This is a genomic window from Streptomyces sp. NBC_00631 (assembly GCF_045206895.1).
Lineage (GTDB): Bacteria > Actinomycetota > Actinomycetes > Streptomycetales > Streptomycetaceae > Streptomyces.
The window spans coordinates 4,918,371-4,935,927 of record NZ_CP107734.1 but is presented as its reverse complement, the minus strand read 5'-3'; the positions used below and the strand labels follow the sequence as shown (position 1 = coordinate 4,935,927).

Below are 17,557 nucleotides of genomic sequence, written 5' to 3'. Positions count from 1 at the left end.
TCACTGCCCCGCCTTTCCGGAACCGCCGCCCGGCGGCTGGACGTTGTATCCGAAGTTGCTGTTCTCGCCGCCGAAGACGTTCTGGCTGTTGTCGCCCAGCAGGATGTTGGTCTGCGCGCGGTCGTGCTCGACGAGGTCCACGTCGTGCTCGTCGAGGAACGCGCGGATGTTCTGGAGCAGCCGGCGCTCGATGAGCTGCATGTACTTCACCGCGTCGGACTGCTGGAAGAAGTGGTGGAACGTCTCGCTGGTGGCCAGCTCCCTGACGCTCGCCAGCGCACCGCAGTTGAGTGAGCGGTTGACGTACCGGCCGAGCCGGAACTCGCTGGTGTCCTCCGTCCCGGTCGCCAGCAGCAGCGCGGCCGTGGCCCGCCGGGCCCTCCTGACCCGCCAGGGCCTGGTCCACCGGGCCGCCCACGCCGGCAGGAACCGCTCCGGGACCAGGAACAGCGGCCACATCCACAGCGCCACGTACCAGCGCACCAGGGCCGTCCACATGTCCCACGCCACCCGCACCGCCAGCCGCCGGTCGACGGCGGCGGGCAGCTGGTCCACGAGGTGGAAGTCCTCCACGAGCGGCCCGAGCACGTGGGTGTAGAACTCCGTGTGCAGGGTGTTGCCCTTGATGTCGAACCCCACGAAGATCGAGGTGACCAGCTCCTCGTTCCACGACCCGACGCGCACGCACAGGTACTCGCGGGCCGCGTCGTAGTCCTCCCGCCAGTGGATGGCGGGCAGGTTGTCCACGCTGGGCAGCTGCGACCAGCCGGCGTGCCTGGAGCGATCGTTGGTGCGGATCGCGGTGGTGTAGCGGCGCTGCTCGACGGTCAGCCCCTCGATCCGCTCGTCGGGGCGGGCCTCGTCGCGCAGGTCGGCACGGAGCCGGGCGGCGACCTGGCTGGTGATCTCGTGCACGGTGAACGGCACGACCCGCCTGCGCTCGACCGTGTCGAGGTCGGGCGGTGAACCGTCCGCGCTCTTGCGCGCCATGATCCGGGTCTTCGGGGCGCCGAGCAGCAACTGCGCGTTGGACCAGTCCCGCAGCGGCAGTCCCGCGCCGACGAAGGGCCGGTAGCCGCCGTAGAAGACCAGCCCGCTGCGGCCGGCCTGCTCGTGGTCGATCTTCCGGGCGAGTGCGTCGGTCAGCTTGGCGTGCGACGGGCAGGCGCCGTCGAAGCCGCCGTCCGGGCCGGTCTCCCGCACCCGGGTCATCAGGATGTGCAGGGTGGCGATCCGGCGCAGATAGGCCGCCGCCCACGGCACCCAGCACAGCAGGACGACCCCGAGGAACGGGTTGAGCACCCCGTTGCTCAGCAGCAGGAAGACCGCGAAGTCCACACCGGCCGCGACCCCCCACTGGATGCGGCGCAGCCGGCGCGCGGCGAGGGCGTGGGCGAGGACCGACACGGCGTCGTAGCCGTAGGAGGGCGCGACGACCCGGAAACGTCTGTGCAGCAGCTCCCGGATGACGGCGCGCCGGTAGCCGGGGTCGAGGTAGGTGCCGGCGGACAGCAGCCGGGTGGCCCTGGTCCGGGCGTACGCGCGCTGTCCCGGCGGCTCCGGTGCCGGGCCGGGCGGACGGGGATCGAGTACTTGTGTGGCCATGGTGGTTCAGCGCTCCGCTCGTGCGGGCGCACCCTGCGGGCACGCCCCGGTGGGTGTCAGCCGGTCTGGGTGGCCGTGCCGCTGGTGATCACGCCGTCCTCGACGGTGTAGGTGGCGTCGTACGACTGCGTCGTGCCGTCCGTCTGCAGGGCCTCGATGGTCACCTGCACCTCGGTGTCCGTCGCGGAGACGACGGCGATGGTGTCCTGCTGGGTGGTGGCGTAGCCCGAGACGAAGCTGTCGTAGTCGGAGTCCAGGTTCTTGCCGCCGAGGTTCCAGGCGGTCCGGTAGTCACGGGCGGAGATCGCCGCGAAGTAGGCGGTGACGACATCGCCCGGTCCGCCGCTCGCGCTCGCGTCCGGGGTGCCGGTGGCGGTGTCCGTCGGGTAGACGTAGTCGTCGGTGGCGGTCGCGGTCGGCTCGGGGGTGCCGGTGTCGCCGTACGGCCACGCGGACGCGGTCGCCGGGTCCGTGTAGTCCGGCTGGTCGGCCGTGTCACCGCTGTCCGAGCCCGTGGTGCCCGAGCCATAGAGGCCGGAGCCCGAAGACCCCGATCCCGTCGAACCGGACGACCCCGACGACCCGCCGGTCAGGACGCCGAACAGGGCCAGGAGCACGGCCAGCAGCAGGGGCGTGGCGATGACCGCGAGCCCCCAGGTGCGGGCGGGGCCGCTCGGCGGTATCAGCCCCGGGGCCTGGTAGGAGGGTGGAGCGCGGTGGGTGGACAGCGGGTCGGGACGCTCGGCGTGCGGCGTCAGCCCTGGGTCGGTCATGGGGTTCTCCAGCGGTCACGGCAGTGCACCGCGCCGCCTTCTCCCGCCGCTGGTTCGGGCGGTGAACGGCGGGACGCGGCAGGGCGGTTGACGCCTCCGATGCGACCAGCGCCGCCGCTTCCGTGGCCAGAACCGAGCTGCTTCCGATCCGCTTCCGGCCCCGCTCCAGTGCCCTTCCGGCCACCGGCTCCGCCGCCCGCGCCCCAGACATGGAAGAACTCCCCGCCCGCCGCCGCTCCCACACCGGATCCGGCCACCGGCCACCACACCGCACCGGACGCAGCCCGGGTGTTCTGCGCGGTCGGCGGGCGCCTTAACTGCGTTGCTGCTCCAGTGGAGTTGGTGTCTAGTGACCTCGCACATCACCATCGGAAAGGGAGGAAGAGAGTGATCAGACTCAGACGCCTGCTGGCGTCGATGACGGCCGCCGGAGTCGCGTGCGTACTGGGCGCGTTTCCCGGGTTCGCCGCGACGCGGAACCACGTGGCGACGCCGGACACCGCGTCGGCGATGACCGTTTCGGCACTGTCGTTCAGCACCAGGTCGGTCGATGCCACCTCGGGATCGGCCACCATCGAACTGGACTGGACGATGAACTCGTCCAGTCCGGATGCCTCCGGCTTCGGGGGCGACATCCACCTCCGCCGGATGAACCCGAAGACCGGCGCCTACATCGGCACCGAGCTCGCCGTCAATTTCGACTCCCAGGGTTCGCCGTCCGACGGCGTCACCATCAAGGACGGCGCCACCCCCGCCTCGGCCACGTACGCATGGACCATCGCCGTCCCGCAGTACGGGGCCACGACGAAGACGACCTGGGCGGTCTCGGAGCTCAAGGGCGGCGACGGCGCCGGCGACTCGCTCGACTGGACCGCGCCCCAACTGTCCGCGTTCCCGCGCAGCTTCACCGCCAGAACGACGGCTGACCAGGGCTACCCGAGCCTCGACCAGGTCGCCCTGGCGCAGGGTACGCAGGCCACCGTCTACGAAGCCCCCGGCCAGGGTGCCACCCTGCGCTACCAGCTCGACAGCCAGGAGAGCAAGTCCGGCGTGTACGGCGGAACGGTCGTGGTCACCGGTCCGGGCGGCCGTACGGCCCGTGGGTCGTTCGCCATCGGCTGGGACTGGAGCGAGGGCTACCAGGGCTGCGGCTACATCGACTGGCTGCAACGGCAGGTCCTCGACTGCGCCGTGCCCCTGTCGCTGCCCGCCGGTCTGCCGGAAGGCGACTGGAAGGTCACCGAGGTGGACCTGACCAGCAACGCCGGGGTCACCCATGCCTACACCGGGCTGTCCGAAGCCGCGGTGCACGTGACCTCCGACAGCGTGCTGTCGGCGAGCGGCTTCACGTTCACCCCGAGCCAGATCGACAGCTGGCACTCGCCGGTGCCGACCGCGCAGCTGTCCCTGCGGCCTTCCGGCGCCGTGGGCGGGATCACCTCCGTCCAGCTGACGAACTGGGGAAACAACGCCAACCAGTGCACCCAGCTGTCCACGACTCCGACGGTGCAGGCGGACGGCACCGTCACCGTGCCGGTGCGCGGGCTGCCGCGCCAGTTCAGCTGCCTGCTCACCGGTCTGATCATCACCGACGGCAACGGCGACCAGGCCGTGTACGGCTCGTCGCTGGGCGCCCCTGACATCGATGCCACCCTGAGCAACATCCCTGACACCGTGCTGCCCACGGTGGACGCGGTCACGATCGCCCCGGACACGGTCGCCGCCGACGACACCCAGACATGGATCAAGCTGACGATCGACGTGTCCGCCTCCACCGCCGGGGTGAACGGCCTCGACCTGTACCTGGTCGACGCCTCCGGGCAGACCCATTCGATCCAGTCCGGTGGTGTGTCCACCACCTTCTCGGGCCCGATCGAGGAGTACTTCACGCTGCCGCAGGGCACCGCACCCGGCTCGTACACCATCGGTTTCCGGCTCCAGGACCAGGGCTACAAGACCGTGAGCTACGGCCTGCCCGGCAGCGGCAGCCAGCCGATGCCCGGCGGACCGGTCACCCTCACGGTCACCGACCCGGCGGCCACCGGCTGACGGGCGGAACCACCTGACGAGATCGCGACCTCCACCCCCTTCCGACCCGTCGGCACGCCGAACTTCCGCCCCAAGCAGGCACGTCGGGACCGCGGCACGCCGGTGACCGGGCCGTCGTCGGCCGGCTGGGGCGCGAACCGCGAACGGAGTTCGACCGGCGGCCGCGGCCACCACGTGCGCGGCCGCGGACGGCCGGCCGTGTGGGCGGCGGCCACCCGGGCGCCGGCGCGTGCCGCCCGCGGGCACGCCGCCGGGCGCCGCGGCCCGGCGCGCTGACGCCGCGGCCCGGCGGGCTGACGTCGGCGACCCGGCGACCCGGCCCGCGGGCACGCCGCCGAGGGCCGCGGCCCGGCGCGCGGATGCCGGCGACCAGGAGGGCGGCGGCTGCCGACCGCGCCGCGAGCGGCTCCGGTGCGGCGGGGAGCGCGGCGACGGCGGACGGACGGTCGCGTGCTCCGCGACGACGTCCGTGCGCCGGCCGCGGCCGGCGGATGTATGACCCCGCGCGGTAGGGCCGGCCGGCCGTGGGGCAGCATCTGCTCAGTCGCCGCCTGCCTTGTGAGGGTTCATCATGCGTTCTGCCCGTCGTGCCGTGCCGCCTGTCCTGCTCGCCTGCCTGCTGCTGGCGGGCTGTTCCTCGCTCGGAACCCCGACGTCCACCACGACCGGGAGCCCGGCGGAGGGGGCGCCGCGATCGGCGGCGCCCACCTCCGGAAAGACGATCGCGGTGGGCGCGGGCCCGCAGCAGCACTACGCGGTCCAGCAGCAGCCGGCCGCGGGCAGCTGCCACTACCGCTACGAGCACGGGGAGCCGCTGGAGGACCCCACCTGCACACCGGGCGCGATATCCCCCGCGGTGACGCAGGCGAACCTGAAGTCGACGATATGCCGCAAGGGCGGCTACACCTCCGGCATACGCCCTTCCGCGTACGTGACGGGCAAGGAGAAGAGGCTCGACGCCACGTCGTACGGCTACACCGGCTCCATGTCGGACGCCGAGTACGACCACCTGATAAGCCTTCAGCTGGGCGGTGACCCCAACGACCCGCGCAACCTGTGGGTGGAGCCTGCCGACCCGGGCCACAAGAAGGGGGCCGGGGTGAACAACAAGAAGGACCCGGTGGAGACGAAGCTGCACACCGCGGTCTGCGCCGGCAAGGTCACTCTCGCCGCCGCCCAGCAGGCCATCGTCACCGACTGGACCACCGCCCTCACCCGCCTCGGCATCGACTGAGCGGATCGGCCGGAAACGGATCGGCCGGGCGAGCACGCCGGCCTGGTGGGCGGCACCGCCCGCCGACCGCCGCCGGCGGCACACCCGCCGGCGGCCGGAGCGCACGGCTACAGCGGTCAGGACGGCGGCTGGAGAACCGCGTCGATGACGTAGACGGTGGCGTTGGCGGCCTGGATGTTGCCGCAGACGATGTTCGCCTTGCCGTTGACCTTGAAGTCGGTGCCCGAGCCCGACGTGGTCAGTTTGCCGCCCTCCATCGTCGTGAAGGAGCCGTGGGAGAGCTCGTCCGGAGTGATCCGCTGCTCCACGACGTGGTACGTCAGCACCTTTTTCAACTGCCCCGGGTTGGCGAGGAGTGAGGCGAGCTGAGACACGGACGCCGTCTGGAAGGCCTGGTCGTCGGGGGCGAAGACGGTGATGTCGGGTCGCCCGTCGAGGGTGCCGTTCAGGTGTGCCCTGACCGCGGCGGAGACCAGGTGGCTGAGTTGTGGATACGCGGCCGCGGCCTCCACGACCTTGTCCCTGGCCGTGCCGGCCTTCTGGGAGAGCCCCGCACAGCCGGGACCGAAGGTGCCCGACGGGCTGGGAGACGCGTCCTGCGCGTGGTTCTGCGGCGCCGTACCCACCAACGCCAGGGGGACGGCGACCAGGGCTGCCGCCGTGGCCTTTGCTGTGCGCGTGCGCATGCGAGTGAACCTCATCGCGACCTTCCTCCCGTGGAGGCGTGAACACTGCAGAGGTCTGGACTGCGGAATTCTTCGTTTCCGGGGCGGGGCGGAGTGGGGCGGCCGACTGCGCCATGGCCTCGGGGCATCGTCACCCGGCCACTCAGCGAGCGTATCCAGCGGCAGCCGATGACCGCATCTCGAAGCCCGAACGCGGCGAACGCGTCCAACGCCAGGTTGCCGGTTGCCGGGTGGTGTGCGAGGTCGGAGACGGGCCGGGGACCGCGACCCGCCATACGGCGCCGCATGGCACCACCGCTGCGGACACCGCACCGCACCGGCGCCGTCGTCAGCCGGGCGGGACTCGGACGCGGCGGGCACCAACGTGTCCGTGGAGGTCACCGGCGGCTCCCTCGATTGTCGACCGAAAATGTGCCCACAGAATCGCTAGGCATATTGTTGACAATCTTGTAACGTGCGCCACGCCCCCGAGCCCGACGACGTGCCTGCCGCCGCGGCTACGACAAAGGAGTTGCCTCCATGCAGTGGTTCACCGCATCGAACAGTAGCTTTGCCCCGGTACGCCCCACGCGTGCCCGCCCCGGCCGCACCCTCGCACGCAAGCAACTGCTGAGCGGTATGGCCATCGCGGGATCCCTCGCACTGGCGGTCGCCGCGGTGCCCGCGTCGGCGGTCGCGGCCCCCGCAGCCCGCACCGCCGACGCCGAGGACGCGGCGCTGGCCTTCGATCCGGCCGACTACACGACGATCACGGTCACCGTCGACGGCGAGCCGATGAACGTCCGCTGGTACAAGGAGATCTGCTACGTCGCGCACCCCGTCGCCGCGGCTGCCCAGCAGCCCGGTCTCGGCGGCGGCGCCACCACCACGATCTCCAACACCGCGTGCGGCTACCAGAGCATGAACGTGTTCGTGCCCGAGAGCGCCTTCGACAACCAGCGGGCGCCCATCTACTTCGCGGTGAACAACGGTGGCTGGTGGGCCAGTTACATCAAGGCCAGCGTGACCAGCGGCGCCTCCTACGACAGTTCGACCAGCAATGTGGGTGCGGCCCTGAAGGCCGGCTACGTCTTCGCGGACATCGCCAACCGCAGCCGCGGCCTGGTCGGCGCCGACGGCTCGTCCCCCGGCAAGGCCCCGTCCGCGGTCGTCGACGCCAAGGCCGCCGTCCGCTACCTGCGCCTCAACGACGCCACGATGCCCGGCAGCGCCGAGCGGATCGTCGTCAACGGCACCAGCGGCGGCGGCGCGCTCTCCTCGATCCTCGGCGCCTCCGGCAACAGCCCCGCGTACGACCCCTACCTCGCCGAGATCGGCGCCGCCGGCATCGACTCCAAGGGCCGCAGCACCCTGCGCGACGACGTCTTCGCGGTCAACGCGTACTGCCCGATCACCGACCTCGGCGACGCGGACGTCGCCTACGAGTGGCTCTACAACATCCTCGGCACCCGCGACGAGACGGGCGAGAACGCCTCGGCCGACGCCGCCGCCGAGATCGCGGCCAAGTTCCCGGCCTACGAGAAGAGCCTCGGGCTGCGTAACCCCGACGGCACCAGGCTCACCGCCGCGACCATGCTGAAGACCATCAAGCAGGAGGTCATCCGCTCCGCGGAGACCTACATGAAGGCGGACTCCGCCCACACCATCCCGGCGCTCGGCGGGACCTTCGACATCACGTCCGGCTTCCCCGGTGGCGGCACGACCACGAAGTCGTACGTCAACGACTGGATCGACGTCGACAACGCCACCGACAAGGTGATCTCGCTCGACATGGACAAGTACCTCGCGTTCGTCGCCACCCAGGCCACCCTCAAGACGACGCCCGCCTTCGACGCCGTGGGCGTCTTCGGGAACACCACCAGCGGAACCGAGACCAACCTCTTCGGCCCGTCCACCCAGAAGTACATGAACTACACCGAGTACAGCTGGGACCACAACGACGTGGCCGGCGACGGCAGCGGCCTCGACGACACCGGCCTCACCTGGGACCAGTACCTGAAGAAGTCGACCACGACCGTCGACGACCAGCTCCGCCTGATCAACCCGATGGACTTCGTCGGCACGAACGCCGACACCGCGCCGAACTGGTACGTGCGCAACGGCACCCGTGACCGGGACACCTCGTTCATCATCTCGATCAACCTCGACCGGGCGCTCGCGGCGGACAAGGACGTCAAGGACGTCGACTACCAGATGGCCTGGAACCAGCCGCACGCCGGCAACTACGACGTGCCCGAGGCCATGGCCTGGATCGCGAAGGTGGTCGCCAGGGCGGGCGACCCCCTGGCCACCGGCCACCGGGGGCAGGGCCAGGGCAAGTGAAGTCAGCGGCGTAGGGCAGTAGGGAACGGTTCCGCGTTCGCCGGCGTCGTCTCTCTCCGGGGCAGGGCGGCTGTGCCCCGGAGAGAGGAGACCGGGTGCATACGAGCGGCTTCGCCAAGTGGACAAAGCGGTTCGAGGACGAGCGCGAGCGCAGGCGCGCCCAGGGCGATCCGGACTGGGAGCGGAACGCGACGCTGCATCCGGCGGTGTGGGCCGGCATCCAGCGTTTCCAGGTCGGCGAGAACGGTGACGGCGCCAACCTGGTTGGCAAAGCGGATGAGGCCGGCGACGCCGACTACGGGCAGGCGGTCCGGCTCTTCGTCGCCGAGGAGCAGAACCACGCCCGTCTCCTCGCCCGGCTGTTGGCCGCGGGAGGCGTACCGACGCTGACCGGCCACTGGAGCGACACCGTCTTCGTGCGGCTGCGGCGGCTCATGGGACTGCGCATGGAACTGCTGGTGCTGATGATCGCCGAAGTGGTGGCACTGCGCTATTACCGGGCCCTGCGCGACGGCACCGACGACTCGCTCACTTCGGACGTGGCGGCACGGATCCTCTCCGACGAGCAGCGCCACGTCCCGTTCCACTGCGAACGACTCCACGCCTCCCTGGCGGAGCTGCCCCGCGCGACGCGTCGCCCGGTGATGGTCCTGTGGCAGCTTCTTCTGCTGGTGGTCTCCCTCGTCGTCGCCGCCGACCACGGTCCGGCACTGCGCCGGCTCGACACCGGACGCCTGCGCTTCGTGGCCGACGTCGCGGCCTCGTCCGGAGCGGTGGTCTCCGCCGTGCTGTCACCGCGCCCCGACGCGTGGACGAGCGCGGACTGACCCCCGCCGGCCCGGTCGTCCTCCTGCTGGCCAGGGGCTTCCCACGCGAGGTCGATCTGCTGTCCGGGCGACAACGTGGGGACGCCGGTCGCCTGGATGTCGGCGGGGTGGCCGAAGCAGCCGCCAGGGTGTCGGGGGAGTCTGGACGGAATCTTCCGGCTTCCTCCGCGCTCACGCGCCGGGCGGGCGGAAGGCGACCTGCCGGCGGGCGGCCTCGTCGATCTCGTCGAGGGTGAGCAGGGGAGTGGCCCGGGTGCGGAGCGCGCCGCTGGCCTTGACGCTGAGGCTGACGGCGGCCATGGAGACCGCGTCGGGGAAGTCGAGGATGCACACGAAGTCGTCCTCCCCGAAGGCGAAGTACATCGCCTCGACCGTCCCCCCGAGGCCGGCGACGACGTGCTCGACGGCGGCACGCCGCCCGCTCGCGCCTTCCTTGAGCAGACCCTTCGTCCCCTCGGGCGTGTAGGTGGCCTGGATGAGGAACTTCGGCATGGGGCGCTCCCTGCCCGTGAGGTGTCCGGTCCGGTACGCACCATGGCCTTCCCGCCGTCACCCCGCAGGCCGATCACCGAACGGCCGGATTCACCCGTAAGGCGCATCGGCATGAGCATGCGAAGCATGACCACGCTGCCCGTGGAGCTGTCATTGCTGCTTCTCGCAGATCTCCGCCGGGAAGGGGGCCGCGACCTTGGCGACACCGGCGAGCACCTCCCCGTCCCGGTGGGTTAAACGGTGCCCCCGGCAGGATTCGGCCCGGGCAGTTCGCCGGAGCCGCGGGCCAGGTAGCGCGTGGTCAGCACGCGGTGGCGGGCGGGTCCGGGCTCGCCGTCGAGCCGGTCGAAGAGCAGGGCCGCGGCCTGACGGCCGATGGCCACGGGGTCCTGGGCGATCACCGAGATGCCGGGGTCGAGCAGGTCGGCGAAGGGCAGGTCGTCGAAGCCGATCAGTGCCACATCGTGCTGCAGACGGAGTTCCTGGAGGGCCTTGCGCGCGCCGACGGTCACCAGGTTCTGGGCGGAGACGAGCGCGGTGGGCGGCCGGGGAAGGGCGAGGAGTTCTCGGGTGGCCTCCTGTGCGGCCTCGACGCCGTGCACTCCGCGCCGTACCAACGCGGGGCGCAGGACGCATCCCGCCTCCGCCAGTCCCTCCACGAATCCGGCGTACCGCTCTTCGGCGGTCCAGATCGCGGGGAGGTCGCCGAGGAAGGCGATGTGCCGGTGTCCTGCCGCAGACAGCCTCTTCACCGCCGCGCGCACGCCCGCGCGGTTGTCCACCGTCACGGTGTCCACCTGCCGCACGGCCGTGGGACGGTCCACACACACCACAGGTGTACCTCCGTCACGGGCCGCGTCGAGATCCGTGTCGGTGAGGCCGGTGGGAACGACGATGAGGCCGTCGACCCGGCGCGCGGTGAAGGTTCTCACCAGGCCGCGTTCCCTGACCGGGTCCTCGTCGGTGGAACCGGCCAGGACCAGCACGCCACGCTCGGCGGCGGTGTCCTCCACCGCGCGGTGCAGGGCCGCGGAGAAGGGGTTGGCGGCGTCCTCCAGGATCAGCCCGAGGGTGTGGGTGCGGCGGTCGGCCCTGCGCAGGCTGCTGGCCGTCAGATCGTGCCGGTACCCGAGCAACTCGGCGGCCCGCGTCACCTTTTCCGCCAGGTCCGGAGTGACCCCCGGCTTGCCGTTGACGACCCGGGACACGGTGGCGATGCCGACCCCGGCCATGGTCGCGACGTCACGCATCGTCGCCGACCGCCGACCGGCGTCGTTCTCCGAGTCTGGCAACGTTTTCACCTCCGGCCAGCGGCATCCTGCAGCCGTAACTCATCTTCACATGTCCGCGAGTTGCTGCACAGAGTCTGGACTTGCCCGTACGGCGGTCGTACGTTGCGGCGAAACGTTTCCAGGCGCTGGCTGGAAGCTCTCGATGCCGCGCTCCCCTGACGGGTGGGTTCGCCTGTGGCCTTGGACGAGGCCGGGCGGACCCCTGCCCGCACCGCCTGTAAGGAGCACCATGTCCAGAACGACTCGTCCGCGCCGCCGACTGCTCACCGCGCTGGCAGCCCTGTCCGGGCTCGGCCTGCTTGTCGCGTCCCCGGCCTCGGCCGCCACGCTCTACCAGGAGACCTACCGGCCCCAGTTCCACTTCACCCCCGCCCAGAACTGGATGAACGACCCCAACGGCCTGATCTGGTACCAGGGTCAGTACCACCTGTTCTTCCAGTACAACCCGTCCGGCGACACCTGGGGCAACATGTCCTGGGGCCACGCGGTCAGCACCGACCTGGTGCACTGGAAGGAACTCCCGGTCGCCATCCCGCAGGACGACGACGAGATGGTGTTCTCCGGCAGCGTGGTGCTGGACAAGGACAACACCTCCGGCCTCGGAAGCACGCAGAACCCGCCGCTGGTCGCCGTCTACACCAGCCTGGTGAAGGCCACCGGCGTCCAGCGGCAGTCCCTGGCCTACAGCACCGACGGCGGCACCACCTGGACCAGGTATTCCGGCAACCCGGTCCTCGACCTCGGCTCGACCGGCTTCCGCGACCCGAAGGTGTTCTGGTACGCGCCCACCCACAGCTGGCTGATGGCCGTCGCCCTCTCCGACCAGCACAAGATCTCCTTCTACGGCTCCGCCGACCTCAAGCACTGGAACCACCTGAGCGACTTCGGCCCGGCCGGCGCGACCGGCGGGGTGTGGGAGTGCCCGGACCTGTTCCCGCTGCCGGTGGACGGCGACGCGAAGAAGACCAAGTGGGTGCTGGCGGTCAACCTCAACCCCGGTGCCATCGCCGGCGGCTCGGGCGCCCAGTACTTCGTCGGAGACTTCGACGGCACGAAGTTCACCGCCGACGACAGCGGGCCGTACACCGCCCCGAGCGGCACGGCCGTGCAGGACTTCGAGTCCGGCTCGTTCGGGGACTGGACGGCCTCCGGCGGCGCGTTCGGCGGCGCCCCGGCGACGGGGGCCGTGGACGGTCAGAGCGCGGTGACCGGCTTCGACGGCCAGGCCTTCGCCGACAGCTACCACGGCGGTGACGCCTCCACCGGCACACTGACCTCCCCCGCGTTCACCGTCACCGGCGACTACATCAACTTCAAGGTCGGCGGCGGCAACCACCCCTACCGGCCCGGCTCCGTCCTGGGCGACGAACCCACGCCGGCCGGCGAGACCCTCGCCGACTTCGAGGGCGGCACCTACTCCAGCCCCATCGGCGACTGGACCACCACCGGCGACGCGTTCGGCACCGGACCGGCCCAGGGCACCCTGCCCGACCAGCAGCAGGTCTCCGGCTACCTCGGCCATGGACTGGTCAACAGCTACCTGCACGGCGACGCCTCTACCGGCACCCTCACCTCACCGGCCTTCACGATCGACAAGAAGTACCTGGACTTCCTCATCGGCGGCGGCTACCACGGCGTCAGCTCCGGCGCCCCCACGGCCGTCGAGCTCGTCGTCGACGGCCAGGTGGTCCGCTCCGCCACCGGCGCCAACGCCGAGGCCCTGGACTGGGCCTCGTGGGACCTGTCCGACCTGCAGGGCAAGCAGGCCCAGATCAAGGTCGTGGACGCCGGCACCGGGGGCTGGGGCCACATCAACCTCGACCAGGTGGTCCTCTCCGACACCCAGGCCCAGCCGCGCTCCGCCGAGACCGGCGTCAACCTGCTCGTCGACGGCAAGATCGTGCAGAGCGCCACGGGGTCCGACTCCGAGAACCTCGACTGGGCCTCCTTCAACACCACCGCATACCAGGGCAAGAAGGTCCAGATCCAGATCGTCGACGCCAACACCGGCGGCTGGGGACACGTCCTCGCCGACGACTTCACCGTCGCCGACGAGCCCGCCCTGTCCGTCCTCCAGCGCGCCCACTGGCTCGACCACGGTCAGGACTTCTACGCCGCCAACACCTACAACGACGCTCCGGGCGGCCGGCGCGTCATGATCGCCTGGATGAACAACTGGAACTACGGGCAGGCCATCCCGACCAGCCCGTGGCGCAGCGCCGACACCTTCCCGCGGCAGCTCGCCCTGCAGACCGTCAACGGCAAGGCCCAGCTGGTCCAGCAGCCGGTCACGGAACTGAAGACACTCCGCGGGACCGCCACCGGCGTCCCCGCCACGACCGTCACCGACGGCACCGAGCCGCTCGGCGTGAGCGGCAGCACCCTGGAACTCCAGGCCGAGCTCACCGCGGGCACCGCGGAGCGCTTCGGTCTCGACGTCCGTACCGGCGGTGTCCAGCGCACCCGGATCGGCTACGACACCACCACCGGCGAGGTCTACCTGGACCGCACCGCCTCCGGCACGACCGACTTCGACCCGTCCTTCTCCAGTGCCGAGCGCGCCCCCCTGGCCCTGGACGGCAAGCCCCTGAGCCTGCACGTCCTCGTCGACGCGTCGTCGGTCGAGGTCTACGCCGAGAACGCCTCCGGTGAACAGGTCGTCCTCACCGACCAGGTGTTCCCCGATCCTTCCAGCACCGGCGTCGACGTCTTCGCCGACAACGGCACCGCGAAGCTCGGCCAACTGAAGGCGTGGCAACTGGCGTCCATCTGGAAGTGACCCCCCGGGAAGGCTCGCGTCCGACCCCGTCAGCTTCCGGTCGGCTGCATCGGCCGCGGCGCCGGACCGTCCGTGCCCCTACGGCGGTTGCCGTCGGGGAACGTCAGGTCCGTCACCTCCAGGGGCGCCCGGGCGGGCGACGCGGGGCGGGGCAGGGCGGTGGGCGGGTCGGCGCCCAGGCGTTCGCAGGTCAGCGCCGAGACGAGGATCGCGTCGTCCACGGCGATCCTCAGCACGCCCGGGTCGGCCGCGGCCAGCGTCCGCGGGCTGTGCAGTCCGTGGCGGGTCAGCGCGCCGAGCAGCCCCGCGGTGAACGCGTCGCCCGCGCCGACGGTGTCCACCACCGCGACCTTCCGTCCGGGACGGCTCAGGCTCCCCGCACCGGCGTGGAAGACATGGGCGCCGTCCGGGCCGTCGGTGACGACGAGGAGGAGTGCGCCGAGCTCCAGCCAGTGGGCGGCGATCTTCTCGATCGGCGTGCCGGGGTAGAGCCACTCGACGTCCTCGCGGCTGGCCTTGACGAGGTGGGCGGTGCCGACGCTCCGTTCGACCGCCTGCCTGCCGCGCTCCGGGTCGCCGAGGAGTGCGGGGCGGACGTTGGGGTCGTAGCTGATCAGCGTCGTGCCCCCGGCGCGCAGGCGCCGGGCCACGGAGTGGATGTGCCGGTCGGCCGGAGACGTCCAGGAGGCGACCGAACCGAAGTGCAGTACGGCCGTGTCCCGGGGGACGAGGGCTGTCTCCGTCTCGGTCCACTGCCAGTCCGCGGTGCCGTCCAGGTAGAAGTCGTAACTCGCCCGCCCTTCCGCGTCCATGGAGACCACGGCGAGCGTGGTGGGTTCGGCGGCCGCCGGTGCGCAGGTCAGGTCGACGCCCTCGGCGGCGGCATGCGCGCGCAGCAACCGGCCGAAGGTGTTGTCGGCCAGCCGTGCCATGAGCGCGGTGCGGTGGCCGAGCCGGGCGAGGCCGATGGCGACGTTGAACGGGCTGCCGCCGGGCCGGGCGCGGTAGTCGCCGGGGGTGTCGAGCTGCACCAGATCGATGAGGGCTTCGCCGATCACGGTCACGGCCGGGGGCTGAACTGCGGGTCGTACGGCTTCAGTCATGGCGGGGTCCTTCGGCTGGGATCTCGCCGGAGCCCCGCTCGATCAGGCGGGTCGGCACGGTGACGGTGCGGGTGGGCGACTCGTCGCCGTCCAGGCGGCGGAAGAGTATCTCCGCGGCGGTTCTGCCCACCTCCTCGACGTTCTGGGCGATGACGGAGATGCCCGGGTCGAGGATGTCGGCCAACGGGAAGTCGTCGAAGCCCACGTGGGCGACGGTGTCCTGCAGCCCGAGACCGCGCAGGGCCCGCAGGGCGCCTATGGTGACCAGGTTCTGGCTGGTGAACAGTGCCGTGGGCGGATCCGCCAGCTCCAGCAGCCCCTTGGTGGCGGCCACGGCGGCCTCCTCACTGGCCGGCACGTGCTCCACGATCTCGTCGTCGTACGTGAGGTGCGCGACCTCCAGCGCGTGCCGGTAGCCGTCGAAGCGCTGGGCGGCGGTCGGGATGGAGGCGCGGTCGCCGAGGTAGGCGATCCGGCGGTGACCGGCCTTGAGCAGGTGGTTGACGGCGGTGACGGCGCCCTGCCGGTTGTCGGAGACGACCGCGTCCGCGTCCAGGAGACCGGCCTCTCGGTCGACGAAGACCATGCGGGTGCCGGAGCGCTGTTCGCTGATCAGGTAGCTCTGGTCGCGTCCCGCCGGGACGATGACCAGCCCGTCCACCCGGCGGTCGACGAGCGCCTGGGCCAGCTCCCGTTCACGCGCCGGGTCCTCGTCCACACTGCCCACCAGCACCAGGACTCCGCGTTCCCGGGCCACGTTCTCCACGGTGCGGGTCAGGGCGGCCGAGAAGGGGTTCGCGGCGTCCTCGACGAGCATGCCGATGGTGGCGGTACGGCCGTCGCCGCGGCGCAGACTGCTCGCGGTGAGGTTGGGACGGTAGCCCAGTTGGTCGGCGGCCTCGCGGACCCTGGCGACGATCGCGGGATCGACGGTGGGGACGCCGTTGAACACGCGCGAGACCGTCTTGATGGCGACTCCGGCCAGCGCCGCGACCTCACGCATGGTGGGGCGGCTGCGGGTGGACCGGGGCGGTGCTTCGCCCTGAGTCATCGTTGTCTCCAACCGGATTCGCGTTACCTACTCGTTGCCGACGCATGTCTATCAGCGCCTTGACGCGCTCGTCCATACGGGCCCAGTATCTCGCCCAGTCAACGTTGTCTCAGCGTCGGCCAAGGGACGGATCCGAAAGGGATCGAGCCATGAACTTCTCCACCAGTCACCTGTCGAGCCGCTCCGGCCGGCGTACCCGGGCGGCGGCGATCGGCGTCACGGTCTGCCTCGGCGCGACGCTCGCGGCCTGCGGCTCCTCGAACGGAAGCTCCTCCTCGTCCGCCTCGGGTGGCGGTGGCAAGGTGGGTGTGTCGCTGATCCTGAAGACGCTCACCAACCCCTACTTCGTGAGCATGGAGAAGGACGCCAAGACCCAGGCCGCCAAGGACAACGTGAGTCTCACGGTGGCGGCGGGCACCACGGACGGCGACACCCAGACCCAGATCACCGCCATCGACAACGCCATATCGCGCGGCGACAAGGGCATCCTCATCACCACCAACGGTGACGCCGTGAACGCCGCCCTCGGCCGGGCCAAGCAGGCCGGCCTGTTCGTGATCGCCCTGGACACCGCGCCGAACCCGGCCAGCACCGCGGACATCACCTACGCCACCGACAACGAGCAGGCCGGCAAGCTCATCGGCCAGTACGCGGCGGCGGCCCTCGGCGGCAAGCCGGCCGTCATCGCCATGCTCGACCTGTTCAACAACCAGGTCGTCTCGGTCGACATCAACCGCGACCACGGCTTCCTGGAGGGCCTGGGCATCGACCCGGGCAGCAAGACCGAGAACGGCAAGGAAGCCAAGTCCGGCAAGTACACCGGCGGCAAGGGCGGCACGTACAAGGTCGTCTGTCACCAGCCCACGCAGGGCGCCATCGACGGCGGCCGCACCGCGATGGAGAACTGCCTGTCGGCCAACCCGGACATCAACGTCGTCTACGCGATCAACGAGCCCGCGGGTGAGGGCGCGTACAACGCGCTGAAGGCGGCCGGCAAGGAGAAGCAGGCCGCGATCTACGCGATCGACGGCAGCTGCTCCGGCCTGAAGAACGTCACCAGCGGTGAGTTCGCCGCCGACGCGGTGCAGTACCCGGGCAAGATGGCCGCCCTCGGCGTCACCTCGATCGCCAAGCTGGCCCGCGGCGGCAGCAAGCCCAGCGTGACCAACGGCAAGTCCTTCTACGACACCGGTACCGCCCTCGTCGCCGCCAAGGCCCTGGACGGCCTGACCGTGCAGTCCCCGTCGCAGGCCGCCTCCGCCTGCTGGGGCAGCTGACACCCCGTCGGGTGCGGCGCCGGAGACCGTCGTGACGGCACCGGCGTCGCACCCGTACTCCACGAGC

Annotated in this window: 13 protein-coding genes; 6 read left to right on the top strand and 7 right to left on the bottom strand. The window is 71.1% G+C overall.

Annotated features, from left to right (window positions below; all coding sequences use genetic code 11):
- Both OHB00_RS22535 and OHB00_RS22530 read right to left on the bottom strand, forming a co-directional pair.
- Window positions 1-1,605 carry a hypothetical protein gene (locus OHB00_RS22535; protein ID WP_406436931.1) on the bottom strand — a complete coding sequence of 535 codons (1,605 nt, stop codon included), beginning with the start codon at window positions 1,603-1,605 and terminating at the stop codon, window positions 1-3.
- 56 nt (window positions 1,606-1,661) lie between these two features.
- Window positions 1,662-2,378, bottom strand: a complete 717-nt coding sequence (locus tag OHB00_RS22530) for a hypothetical protein (RefSeq protein WP_406436929.1) — start codon at window positions 2,376-2,378, stop codon at window positions 1,662-1,664.
- 387 nt (window positions 2,379-2,765) lie between these two features.
- Here OHB00_RS22530 and OHB00_RS22525 point away from each other — a divergent pair, with 387 nt between their 5' ends.
- Together OHB00_RS22525 and OHB00_RS22520 are read left to right on the top strand one after the other, a co-directional pair.
- On the top strand, window positions 2,766-4,427 hold the full coding sequence (locus tag OHB00_RS22525; protein WP_406436927.1) for a hypothetical protein: 1,662 nt from the start codon (window positions 2,766-2,768) through the stop codon (window positions 4,425-4,427).
- 571 nt (window positions 4,428-4,998) lie between these two features.
- Complete coding sequence (locus tag OHB00_RS22520; protein ID WP_406436925.1) at window positions 4,999-5,661, top strand: hypothetical protein; 663 nt, start codon at window positions 4,999-5,001, stop codon at window positions 5,659-5,661.
- A gap of 116 nt (window positions 5,662-5,777) precedes the next feature.
- On the opposite strand, the gene OHB00_RS22515 is transcribed toward OHB00_RS22520, so the two are convergent.
- Complete coding sequence (locus tag OHB00_RS22515; RefSeq protein WP_406436923.1) at window positions 5,778-6,347, bottom strand: fasciclin domain-containing protein; 570 nt, start codon at window positions 6,345-6,347, stop codon at window positions 5,778-5,780.
- 519 nt (window positions 6,348-6,866) lie between these two features.
- Between OHB00_RS22515 and OHB00_RS22510 the strand changes: the two genes are divergently transcribed.
- Together OHB00_RS22510 and OHB00_RS22505 are read left to right on the top strand one after the other, a co-directional pair.
- A complete protein-coding gene (locus OHB00_RS22510; RefSeq protein ID WP_406436921.1) occupies window positions 6,867-8,669 on the top strand; it encodes a subtype B tannase in 1,803 nt (600 codons plus the stop codon).
- Between the two features lie 95 nt (window positions 8,670-8,764).
- Window positions 8,765-9,496, top strand: a complete 732-nt coding sequence (locus tag OHB00_RS22505; RefSeq protein WP_406436919.1) for a ferritin-like domain-containing protein — start codon at window positions 8,765-8,767, stop codon at window positions 9,494-9,496.
- Between the two features lie 171 nt (window positions 9,497-9,667).
- Here the strand turns inward: OHB00_RS22505 and OHB00_RS22500 are convergent, their stop codons facing one another.
- On the bottom strand, window positions 9,668-9,988 hold the full coding sequence (locus OHB00_RS22500) for a GYD domain-containing protein (protein WP_406436917.1): 321 nt from the start codon (window positions 9,986-9,988) through the stop codon (window positions 9,668-9,670).
- A gap of 233 nt (window positions 9,989-10,221) precedes the next feature.
- A complete protein-coding gene (locus tag OHB00_RS22495) occupies window positions 10,222-11,280 on the bottom strand; it encodes a LacI family DNA-binding transcriptional regulator (protein ID WP_406436915.1) in 1,059 nt (352 codons plus the stop codon).
- A gap of 229 nt (window positions 11,281-11,509) precedes the next feature.
- Between OHB00_RS22495 and OHB00_RS22490 the strand changes: the two genes are divergently transcribed.
- A complete protein-coding gene (locus tag OHB00_RS22490; RefSeq protein WP_406436913.1) occupies window positions 11,510-14,059 on the top strand; it encodes a GH32 C-terminal domain-containing protein in 2,550 nt (849 codons plus the stop codon).
- 29 nt (window positions 14,060-14,088) lie between these two features.
- Here the strand turns inward: OHB00_RS22490 and OHB00_RS22485 are convergent, their stop codons facing one another.
- Entirely contained in the window at window positions 14,089-15,162 is a 1,074-nt protein-coding gene (locus OHB00_RS22485) for a carbohydrate kinase (protein ID WP_406436911.1), read from the bottom strand.
- A complete protein-coding gene (locus tag OHB00_RS22480) occupies window positions 15,155-16,213 on the bottom strand; it encodes a LacI family DNA-binding transcriptional regulator (protein ID WP_406436909.1) in 1,059 nt (352 codons plus the stop codon). Before OHB00_RS22480 ends, OHB00_RS22485 begins: the two co-directional genes overlap by 8 nt.
- 149 nt (window positions 16,214-16,362) lie before the next feature.
- Here OHB00_RS22480 and OHB00_RS22475 point away from each other — a divergent pair, with 149 nt between their 5' ends.
- Window positions 16,363-17,490 (top strand): substrate-binding domain-containing protein, encoded by a 1,128-nt coding sequence (locus OHB00_RS22475; protein WP_406436907.1) that lies wholly within the window; start codon window positions 16,363-16,365, stop codon window positions 17,488-17,490.
- The last annotated feature ends 67 nt before the right edge of the window (window positions 17,491-17,557 follow it).